This is a genomic window from Xanthovirga aplysinae (assembly GCF_009711365.1).
In the GTDB taxonomy this organism is placed as follows: Bacteria; Bacteroidota; Bacteroidia; order Cytophagales; family Cyclobacteriaceae; genus Xanthovirga; species Xanthovirga aplysinae.
Map to the genome: position 1 here is coordinate 1 of NZ_SMMB01001186.1, position 10,604 is coordinate 10,604.

Consider the following 10,604-nt stretch of genomic DNA (forward strand, 5'->3'; position numbering starts at 1 on the left):
TTTAATATTTTTGCTTAAATTGCCCCCTTGTAAAACTCAACTTTCACTATATATTTATGGCTGAGGGAATTAATGAATCGATTATCCCAATTAACATAGAGGATGAAATGCGTGGAGCTTACATCGACTATTCCATGTCGGTGATTATTTCCAGGGCACTTCCTGATGTGAGAGACGGATTAAAGCCGGTACATCGCAGAGTGCTCTTCGGAATGCAGGAATTAGGCGTCCATTATAATAAATCTTATAAAAAGTCTGCCCGTATTGTGGGGGAGGTGTTAGGTAAATATCACCCTCATGGTGATACCTCAGTATATGACACCATGGTGCGAATGGCCCAAGAATGGTCCCTAAGATACCCTTTGGTAGATGGACAGGGAAATTTTGGCTCCATTGATGGAGACTCCCCGGCAGCTATGCGTTATACGGAGGCTCGACTAAAAAGAATTTCTGAAGAATTATTAAATGATATTAATAAGGAAACGGTTGATTTTGAGCCTAACTTTGATGATTCCCTAAAAGAACCCTCTGTTTTACCTGCCAAATTGCCTACTCTACTTTTAAATGGTGCTGCAGGTATTGCTGTAGGGATGGCCACAAATATGGCCCCACACAATTTAAGAGAAGTGGTAGATGGTATTTGTGCCTATATTGACAATAAGGAGATAACCGTAAGTGAATTAATGCAATTCATTACCGCTCCAGATTTTCCAACTGGAGGAACTATTTACGGGTATTCAGGTGTAAAGAATGCCTATGAAACCGGAAAAGGCCGGGTGATAATGCGGGCAAAAGCTACCACTGAAACCACCAAAACCGGCAGAGAACAAATTGTTGTTACTGAGATTCCTTATCAGGTCAATAAAGCCAGCATGATTGAAAAAACTGCTCAGCTGGTTAATGAAAAGCGCCTAGAGGGAATTTCTGATATTCGAGACGAATCAGACCGAAACGGTTTACGGATTGTATACGAGCTGAAAAGGGATGCTATTTCAAATATTGTCTTAAATAATCTCTATAAACACACTCAGCTTCAATCTTCTTTTGGAATCAATAATGTGGCTCTGGTAAAGGGACGGCCACAAATTTTGAATCTAAAGGACATGATTCAGCACTTCGTTGATCACAGGCATGATGTGATTGTACGACGTACCGAATTTGAGCTGAGAGAAGCAATGAAGAGAGCTCATATATTAGAAGGCCTCCTTATTGCGTTGGATAATCTGGATGAAGTCATTAAATTGATTAGAGAGTCAAGAGACCCTGAAATTGCCAGAGAAGGATTAATGTCGAATTTTAATCTTTCGGAAATACAGGCCAGAGCCATACTCGATATGAGACTTCAGCGTTTAACTGGTCTTGAAAGAGACAAAATTGTAAATGAATACGAGGAAGTTAAGGCCACTATTAAAGAGCTGGAATTCATTTTAGCCAATGAAGACAAAAGGATGCAAATCATTAAGGATGAGCTCCTGGAAGTCAAAGAAAAATATGGTGATGAGCGCAGGACAGATATAGTTCATAGTGCTGAAGATTTCAAAATGGAGGATATGATTCCTAATGAGGAAATGGTAATCACTATTTCTCATGAAGGATATATTAAACGTACTCCATTGACTGATTATAGAACCCAAGGAAGGGGAGGAGTAGGTTCAAGAGGAGCTACTTCCAAAACAGAAGACTTCACCGAACACCTTTTTGTGGGGTGGACTCATAATTATCTATTGATTTTCACCGAATTTGGTAAAGTATTCTGGTTGAAGGTGTACGAAATTCCTGAAGGTTCAAAAACGGCAAAAGGACGTCCTATTCAAAACCTGATCAATATAGAACAGGGCGATAGTGTTCGTTCGGTGATTAATGTTGAAAGTCTAGAAGATGAAGACTATATTAACAATAATTACTTGATGATGTGTACCCTTAAGGGGACCATTAAAAAGACTTCATTGGAAGCCTATTCAAGGCCACGACAAAATGGAATTAACGCCATCACTATCAATGAAGGTGACCACCTGCTGAATGTGGAATTAACCAATGGGGATAATCATATTATTCTGGCAGCTCAGTCGGGAAGAGCAATTCATTTCCATGAAACTGATGTAAGACCAATGGGTCGAACTGCTGCTGGAGTACGTGGAATTACCTTGGCAAGTGAAGAAGATTCAGTAGTTGGTATGGTTTGTGTAGCTAAAGAAGATGCGCAATTATTGGTAGTTTCGGAAAAAGGATATGGAAAACGCTCAGATGTTTCTGAATATAGAATTACTAAACGAGGGGGTAAAGGCGTTAAAACAATAAATGTTACCGAAAAAACTGGTAAATTAGTAGCTATCAAATTAGTTACGGACGCCGATGACCTAATGATTATTAATAAGTCAGGTATTACCATTCGGATGGAAGTAGAAAATTTGAGAGTTATGGGCCGAGCAACTCAAGGCGTTAGGCTTATTAAACTAGGCGAGGGAGATGAGATTTCTTCTGTAGAAAAAATTGAAAAGATGGAAGAAGAAGTTCCAACGTCTGAAGAATCGGGAGAAGAAGCTTCTCATAATCCGGAAGCAGAAGAAAAACCGAATGAAGAATAATAAAAAATTAAATATTTTTTAACCAATAAAACAAATTATGAAAAAGGTAGTATTAGCTGCATTACTGGCTTCTGCGACATTGACTGTAAATGCACAAAATTCTGCAGTCAGTAAAGCTAGTAAATTCGTCCAAAGTGGTGACTTAGAACAAGCTAAGACTTTTATTGATCAAGCGATAGTAAATGAAAAGACAAGAGATAAGCCAAAAACTTGGTTCACCAAAGGAGAGGTTTATCAGGCTATAGCTTTGGTAGATAGTACTAATGTTAATACAGTATCATTGAAAGAAGCTGTTGCAGCATATAATAAAGCAAAAGAAATGTCTAAGGAAGGATCAACTTATGATTTCTTCTCTAGCAATAAAATTGAGGAGCTTTGGGGGAATTTTGTAAATAAGGGTGCTCAAGCCTATGAAAACAATGATTATGAAACAGCTTTAAAGGGATTTGAAAATTCAACTTTAGTAAAGCCTGCCGACACAACAGGTTATTTATATGGAGGAATTTCCGCTCAACAAGCTGAAAATTATGAAGTTGCTCTTAAAAATTTCTATAGCTTATTAGATTTACAATATTCTGATAAGGAAAGCATCTTCAGTACTGTTATCTACATCGAGCGAAATGTAAATGAAGATAACGACAAAGCTTTGGAGGCTATTCGAATGGCCAGAAAAGAATTTCCAGACAATAAAGATTTTGCAAAGGAAGAAATCAATGTCTTAATTGCTAGTGATAAATCAGAGGAAGCTCTGAAACAGTTGGATGCAGCAATTACGGCAGAGCCAAACAACCCGAACCTTTACTATAGTAGAGCTTATTTAAAAGACGAAATTAAAGATACTGATGGTGCTTTTGCGGATTATAAAAGTGCCATAGCCATTGATCCGGAGTATTTTGATGCCAACTTTAATATTGCAGTGCTTTATTACAACAAAGCTGCAGCTTATTTAAAAGAAGCAAATGAAATGGATCTGAAAACCTATCAAAAAGAAGGGGAGGCTGTTGAAGGAAAAGCAAGAGGGGAATTCAAAAACGCTTTGCCATACTTGGAAAAATGTGCTGAGTTGAAACCAGATGATCAGACCACTCTTCAAACTTTGCAGACAGTTTATACTCAATTGAGAATGAATGATAAGGCTGCTGCAATTGAAAGTAAAATGAAAGATTTGGGTTACCTATAATTCAAATATTTATGCTATAAAAAAAGGAAATCCATATGGGTTTCCTTTTTTTGTGAAATTTCACTAAATGACTGTATTGAGGGTAATAGTTTTCCCCTTTGGCAAGAAATTAATCCTGCAAACTATTTTCCTGCAACAAAACCTTAGAAAGGTATTGAGCAACTCCATTCTCATTATTGGAGGAGATTATTTCTAAATGTGGAAGGGCCTCAATCAGCTTAGAGTCGGCATTTTTCATGATAAGGCCTTTCCCAACCATCCCTAGCATTTCAATGTCATTCTGCCCATCTCCAAATGCTAGGACATTTTCTCTCCTAATTTGTAGACTTTCAAAGAGTTCGGATAGTGAATTGCCTTTATTTACGCCTTTTGGCATTACTTCCAAACAAACCTTTGAAGAAGGATAAATACTTAATTGGTCTCCAAATTTTTGCACTAACCTTGTTTCAAGTTGGGCTAACTCCAAAGGGTTATGAGAATAATAAAACACCTTGTTTATTGTGTAATTCGGCATTTGCTCAAACTCAATAATTTCACACTCAAAACCCGATTCAATATGCATAGCGTTCAGTGCTTCATTTTCTTGTTCAGCAAACCATAATTCATTTTGATAAACATTTGTATAAACTTCCGGATGGGTAGTAATATTTAATAATTTTCGGGAAATGCCTCCTTCTATTTCCCTAGTGGAGATCAACTCACCTTTTTTATTGTAGACCATTCCTCCATTACAACATAGCAAATAGGTTTCTACACCCATTTTTCGACAAAAATGCCGCACATCCACCGGGTGTCTTCCTGTTGCTATAAAAAGATGAATTCCCCTTTCTACTATATTTCTTATTACCTTTTTTGTAAATTTAGTGACTTCATGATTATTATTTAACAAAGTACCATCTAGGTCAATGACCACCGCTTGAATATCCTTCATCCCATTGAATTTTTAAATTGTAAATTTAAGCTTAGGCGTAATTTAAATTGTTAAATTCCCATTAAATTTTACAAACTATTTGTTTAGCAGTTTAGATTTTAATTTGACGGAGCAATTCTCTTTTCTTTAATCTTAATTACCTTTACTGCTGCTTTTTGAATAAAGGTTATATTAATTGGTAAAATGAGAATATTACACACTTCGGATTGGCATATAGGAAAAAAACTGCTAGGGTTTGATTTAGCAATGGATCATAAACTTTTTTTTGGCTGGTTAATTGAAACTATCCGAAAGCAAAAAGTAGACGTATTGGTGGTTGCAGGGGATATTTTTGATCAGGCAAACCCTTCAAAGACATCTGAAAGTGCTTATTATAAATTCCTGATTGATCTACATCAAACTTCTTGTAAACATGTAATCATTACAGGAGGAAATCACGATGGAATTGGTACGCTGGATGCCCCTAAAGAAGTGCTTAAAATTTTGAATGTCACCACGATTAGCAGTGCAACGGAAAATGTAGAAGATGAAATAATAGAAATTAGGAATCAACAGGAAGAATTAGAACTGGTGGTTTGTGCCATTCCATTTCTTAGAGATAAAGAAATCAGACAAGCAGTGGCTGGAGAGTCTTATGACGATAAAATCCAACAAACCCGAGAGGGGATCCTAAGACATTACCAAGTTTTAGGTGAAATATGTGAAAAACGATATTCCCAAGAAACTCCAATTATGGCGACAGGCCATTTATTTGCTCAAGGGGTGAGCAATGAATCGGACAGCGTACGGGACATTCACATTGGAAATCAGGCAGCCATCAATGCTTCTGGTTTTCATGGCCGCTTTGACTATGTGGCCTTAGGGCATATTCATCGACCTCAAAAACTAAGTGCTCCCATGTTAGTGCGCTATTCCGGATCACCGATCCCTCTTAGTTTTACGGAGAAGAATTATGAACATTCCGTTGTACTACTGGAAACCACTCCAGATAGAGAGCGCCTTTTAACCACTACAATTATTTCAGTTCCAGTTTTCCGAAAACTAATTTCAATAAAAGGAAACATGGAAGAAATTTGTCATCAATTAAACAAAATAAAGAGGTTAGGAGAATTACCTACACTTGTTGAAGTGAATGTAGAAGAAGATGAATATAATCCTGGGCTACTTTTAGAATTAGAACAATTAACAGATGAATTTCAGCAGAAAGCTGAAGAAAACCAATTCCAAATAGTAAAGAAGAAAATTTATTTTAGAAAAAAGACTCAGGGGGCCGATGAATTATTCACTGATCTTATTGATATGGAAGAGATGACTGCCGAAAATATTTTTCTAAAACGTCTTTCTCAAGAAGAGATCCCTGAAACGGTAAGTCTGGATCTCCAATTAGCCTTTAAGGAAATAATGGAGACCATACCAAATAAATAAAATATTACTTTTTATTAAGCCTATTTTGAATTTTAGATGAAAATTCTGGTTCTACGATTTAAAAATATAAACTCCTTAAAAGGGGAGTTTACCTTAGATTTTACAAAAAGTTCTATAGCTCAATCAGGCCTTTTTGCAATTACCGGACCTACAGGAGCTGGAAAGTCAACAATACTTGACATTATTACGCTTGCCTTGTTCAATAGGATACCTCGTGTTCCTGTACCTATAACAAAAAATTATATAACAGAAAATGGCGCCATTTTAACCAGGGGAACAAAGGATTGCTTTGCTGAAATAGATTATGAAGTGAAAGGTCGTCAGTATAGGTCCTATTGGAGTATTGAGATTAACCGCCGGGGAAATCTCAATGATTACAAAATGGAGATTTCCACTCTTCCTGAGGGTGAACTAATGGATCTAAAACGTTCAGCTTGTCCAGATAAAAATGCTTCACTGATAGGACTCAATTATAATCAATTTATTAAGGCCATTTTGCTATCTCAAGGAGAATTTGCTCGTTTTCTTAAAGCAAAAAGAGATGAGCGTAGTGATCTACTTGAAAAAATCACCAAAAGTTTCGACTTCCGCCAGATCAGTATTGCGGTTTTTGAACGCTTTAAAGAAGAACAAGAAAAGATTCAACAGAAGAAAAGCCAAATGGAGGGTTATGATCTGTTGCCTGAAGAACAATTAAAAGAAATTGAAAAAGAATTACACCTTAAACAAAGTGAATATTACCAGCAGCAGGAAATCTTTACAAAGTTGCAGGATAAAATTAAACTTTCTCAAACGGCTGAAGATCTCCAAGAGAAGTTGGAGGGTCTAAAGGAGAAGATTGAAACAAATGAAAAAGAAAATCAAGCACAAAGGGAGAATTACCTTAGACTTGACCAACATGAATCGGTTTTGCCGTTACGGCCCAATATTTCTTTATTAAAAGAAAAGATACGGATTCTGCAAATTGATAATAAGAAAATGGCGCAATTTGAGCAGGACCTTAAATCATTTGATTTAAAGCAGAGGGAAACCAAAAATGAATGGGAGAGGCTATCGCTAGCAATTGAGCAGGAAGAGAAGGCTTTTTTTCAACTTAAACAATTGTGCGTCCAAATCGATGCTAAAGACCACCAATTGGATCTTTTAAAACAAAATAGTCGTAATCTCATCTCACAAAAAAATAAAATTACCTCATCCATACAGCAATTCGAGCATGACAAAAAGAATATAAAATGTAAAATTCAAAACGGCCGCTTGGAGATCAATGATCTTGAAACCTGGTTTTCAAATCATGCTGATATTTTATCTCTAACCGAAAATTTTGCATTCCTACAACAAAAAGGGGAAGCATTAAAGGATTTGGAACAAAGCTTTTTAAGAGCCATTAAAGAAAATGATCGCCTTAATCAATCCTTAAAAGGCAAAAAAACGGATGTAAAAGCCAAATATATAAGGAATTTTGTAAAGGAAGCTGAGTCTAACCTTCTAGAAAATAACTCCAAATTAAAAGATAAACAACTGGATTTAAGTCAGTATGAATTACGTATTGAGCTCTTGAATAATTTTCTTCGGAATCACCAAGAACTAATTCAAAAGAAAGATAAACTGTTAAAAATTCAGGCCAAACAGAACAATCATAGAGAACTCCTGGATAAAATTGGTGAGGGACTAAAAACGGCTAATGCTAATAAAGAAATTCTTCAACTTAAATTAGAAGAGCTTCAACTACGCCAACGTCGTTTTGAAATTGAGGCAAGCCTAGAGAAACATAGGGAGAAATTAAAAGAAGGAGAGAAGTGTCCCTTGTGTGGCTCTACACACCACCCCTACAAATTATCCTATGAGAAACAAAAGGATAATTTGGATGATAGCATTTCTAATTCTCAAAAGGAGTTTGAAAAATGGGAAACTCTCCACCAAGATTTAATTCAGCGAAAAATAAAAAATGAAAATGGACTCCTGTTGTTAACCGATCATCTGGAGGAAGGAAGAAAAGAAATCAATGTGCTTGAGAAATTTGGGAATGAAATTCAAAAAGAATTACCAGAGGTCTTCTCAGAAGAAATAGTGAAGAAAATTCATGAATCTCCTGTGTTACAATGTGAAGATTTAATTAGGGAATGGACCAATCAAAAAAAGTTTAAACTTGAATCTGTAAAATTAGAACAAGGTTTGAGTAGACTAAAGCTTATACAAGGCCCTTTAATAAATTACGAAACTCAACAAGTACAATTTTTTCAGGAAACTAATGCTTATTTAAAGAATCAGGATTTTTCTTCTAGTAAACAGGTTATAGATTATTTAGAAAGCCTTAATCAAGAAATAAATTTAAAAAAGGAGAGGGTAGAGGCTTTAAAACAGAAGACCCGAACCGATAAGGAAGTATTAGCAGAAAAACAGCAGCAATCTTTGGCTTTTCTTAAAGAGGAATCAGCTTTGAATGCCCAAATTGTCGGCGAAAAGCAAAAAATCAGTCAAGGGGAGCTAGAAAGGAAAGAATTATTTGGAGATAAACAAACCGCAAAAGAGTTAGAATACGCCCAGGATAAGTTAGAAAATCTGAAGACCCGATGTAGTTCTACTAAAGAGGAGCTTGCAAAAATTAGTAGTCAAATTTCAAGTACAAAGGAACAAAGGAAGCATCTCACGGAAACAATTTCATCTAACCAAAGAAAAATTGAAGAACTTAAGAAAAGAGTTCAAAATGAAATACAACTTATTGGATTTAACAATCTTGACCAGGTAGAAGGCTTTTTGTTGAAATCAAAAGAAGTATTGGAAATAAAAAATAAAAAGGAAAAGCTGAAGGAAGAGCGTATAAACTTATTTGGTAAAAGGGAAGGCTTAAAAGGGCAACTGCAAGATGTGAAAATTTCCCTGGAAAACATTTCTCCCTTAAAGCAATTGGTGGAAGAGGCGAATAATTTTCAAGTCAAGCTCAAAGAGTTATTGGATGAATCAGCCGACTTAAAAGCTACTCTTAGTAAAAACTCTTCCAATAGAAGTGCTTTCGAAAACTTGAAAAATGAACTTCAAAACCTTGAAAATAGCTTTTCAAAATGGAAAATGCTAAATGAGTATATTGGAAGCCGCGATGGCAAAAAATTTAATAACTATGCTCAGGATCTTGTTGTACAGAATCTTCTGGTGTTGGCCAATAGGCGATTAGAAAAACTAAATGATCGCTATCGATTTACCAAAGCTATAAATAATAAGGAATCTTCCGATGATCTTTATGTAATTGATCGCTATATGGGGGATAACCGGAGAAGCGTTCGTACGCTTTCAGGGGGGGAGAGCTTTTTGATGAGTTTAGCTTTGGCCTTAAGTCTTTCAGATATGGCAGGGAAAAATGCTAATATAGAAAGTTTGTTCATTGATGAAGGTTTTGGTACCCTGGATGAAGAGACATTGGATATGGCCATGACCACCTTAGAAAACTTACAGGCAGAAAGTAAAAAAACAATTGGGCTTATTTCGCACGTAGCAGCCATAAAGGAACGAATAGGAGCAAAAATAGAAATACAAAAAGGAAATTCCGGCTTTAGCACTTTACAAATACATTAAACAAAGGGTAAAACCTGTGGTTTTCTTCTTAAGGCGCTTAAAAAGTAATTAATTTTCACCACAGGTTTCGGAATGAAAATATTATTCTTTATACTCTTTGTTTTGCACTGTTCTCTGATGGTGATGGCCCAAACTGAGGAAGTTGATAAAAGCAAAAAACGAAAGGTTAAAAAAGGGAACGACAAAAAACTAAGTGTTAAAAAAATTTATAAAGAATATAAAGCCATAGATGGCCCAGGACTTTTTTATTTGTCCAGAGGTTGGGATATTTTAAATAATAAGGGTCCTCAATTAGCTATTAATATTTGGGGATCACGCTATGCAGACGTCTACTATATGTACGATGTCAGATTATTTAAATCAAAATTTTCTGTACGCCCAGGAATTGGTATCTCTTCTAATCGTTTTAAATTTGCAAAAAAAGTTAAAAATAATACGCTAATTGCTTTAGACCGAGCCCCATCAGAAGTTGTACCTTTACAAACCCTCCAAGGATTTGAAAATATTATGAGGGTTGATAAAAGTCAATTTCAGGTTGTTTTTCTAGATTTAGCTTTTGAGGCCGTTTTTAGGACCAATAGGATTAAACCCAAAAAGGGATTCTTTTTTACTTTAGGAGTTAGGGGTGGCTTGAGGATTGACTCTAAAACTAAAGTTAAATTCCGACAGGATAACAGACCTAAGAAACAAAAAGATAAACAAAAATTTAACTTTAATAATACACGCTTTAGTTTTGGAGCAAAAACTGGTTGGGATTTTATCGGAGTATTTTATTGGTGGACTACAACACCATTATTTGTTAGAGGTCTATCTCCAATAGGAGCAGAAAATACCAATTATATGAATTTTGGTATTGTGGTAGTATTATTTTGAGTACTTAAATGGAGTAGGAGAAGTAATGGAAAATTACTCATTA

General features: G+C 35.7%; 6 protein-coding genes. 5 read left to right on the top strand and 1 reads right to left on the bottom strand.

Annotated features, from left to right (window positions below; genetic code table 11):
• The first annotated feature begins 56 nt into the window (after positions 1-56).
• Positions 57-2,585 carry a DNA gyrase subunit A gene (gene gyrA, locus E1171_RS15975; protein ID WP_155207051.1) on the top strand — a complete coding sequence of 843 codons (2,529 nt, stop codon included), beginning with the start codon at positions 57-59 and terminating at the stop codon, positions 2,583-2,585.
• A gap of 37 nt (positions 2,586-2,622) precedes the next feature.
• The gene (locus E1171_RS15980) at positions 2,623-3,765 is read left to right on the top strand and encodes a tetratricopeptide repeat protein (protein ID WP_155207052.1); all 1,143 of its coding nucleotides are present in this window, start codon (positions 2,623-2,625) and stop codon (positions 3,763-3,765) included.
• A gap of 109 nt (positions 3,766-3,874) precedes the next feature.
• Here E1171_RS15980 and E1171_RS15985 read toward each other — a convergent pair whose 3' ends face one another.
• Entirely contained in the window at positions 3,875-4,696 is an 822-nt protein-coding gene (locus tag E1171_RS15985; protein WP_155207053.1) for a Cof-type HAD-IIB family hydrolase, read from the bottom strand.
• 183 nt (positions 4,697-4,879) lie between these two features.
• Here E1171_RS15985 and E1171_RS15990 point away from each other — a divergent pair, with 183 nt between their 5' ends.
• The 3 genes from E1171_RS15990 to E1171_RS16000 all read left to right on the top strand — a co-directional run bounded on the left by E1171_RS15990 (position 4,880) and on the right by E1171_RS16000 (position 10,561).
• Positions 4,880-6,121, top strand: a complete 1,242-nt coding sequence (locus E1171_RS15990; protein WP_155207054.1) for an exonuclease SbcCD subunit D C-terminal domain-containing protein — start codon at positions 4,880-4,882, stop codon at positions 6,119-6,121.
• Positions 6,122-6,157: 36 nt separating this feature from the next.
• Positions 6,158-9,688, top strand: coding sequence for an AAA family ATPase (locus E1171_RS15995; protein WP_155207055.1), 3,531 nt, complete (start codon positions 6,158-6,160; stop codon positions 9,686-9,688).
• A 72-nt stretch (positions 9,689-9,760) separates the two neighbouring features.
• Positions 9,761-10,561 (top strand): outer membrane beta-barrel protein, encoded by an 801-nt coding sequence (locus tag E1171_RS16000; protein ID WP_155207056.1) that lies wholly within the window; start codon positions 9,761-9,763, stop codon positions 10,559-10,561.
• Positions 10,562-10,604: the final 43 nt, after the last annotated feature.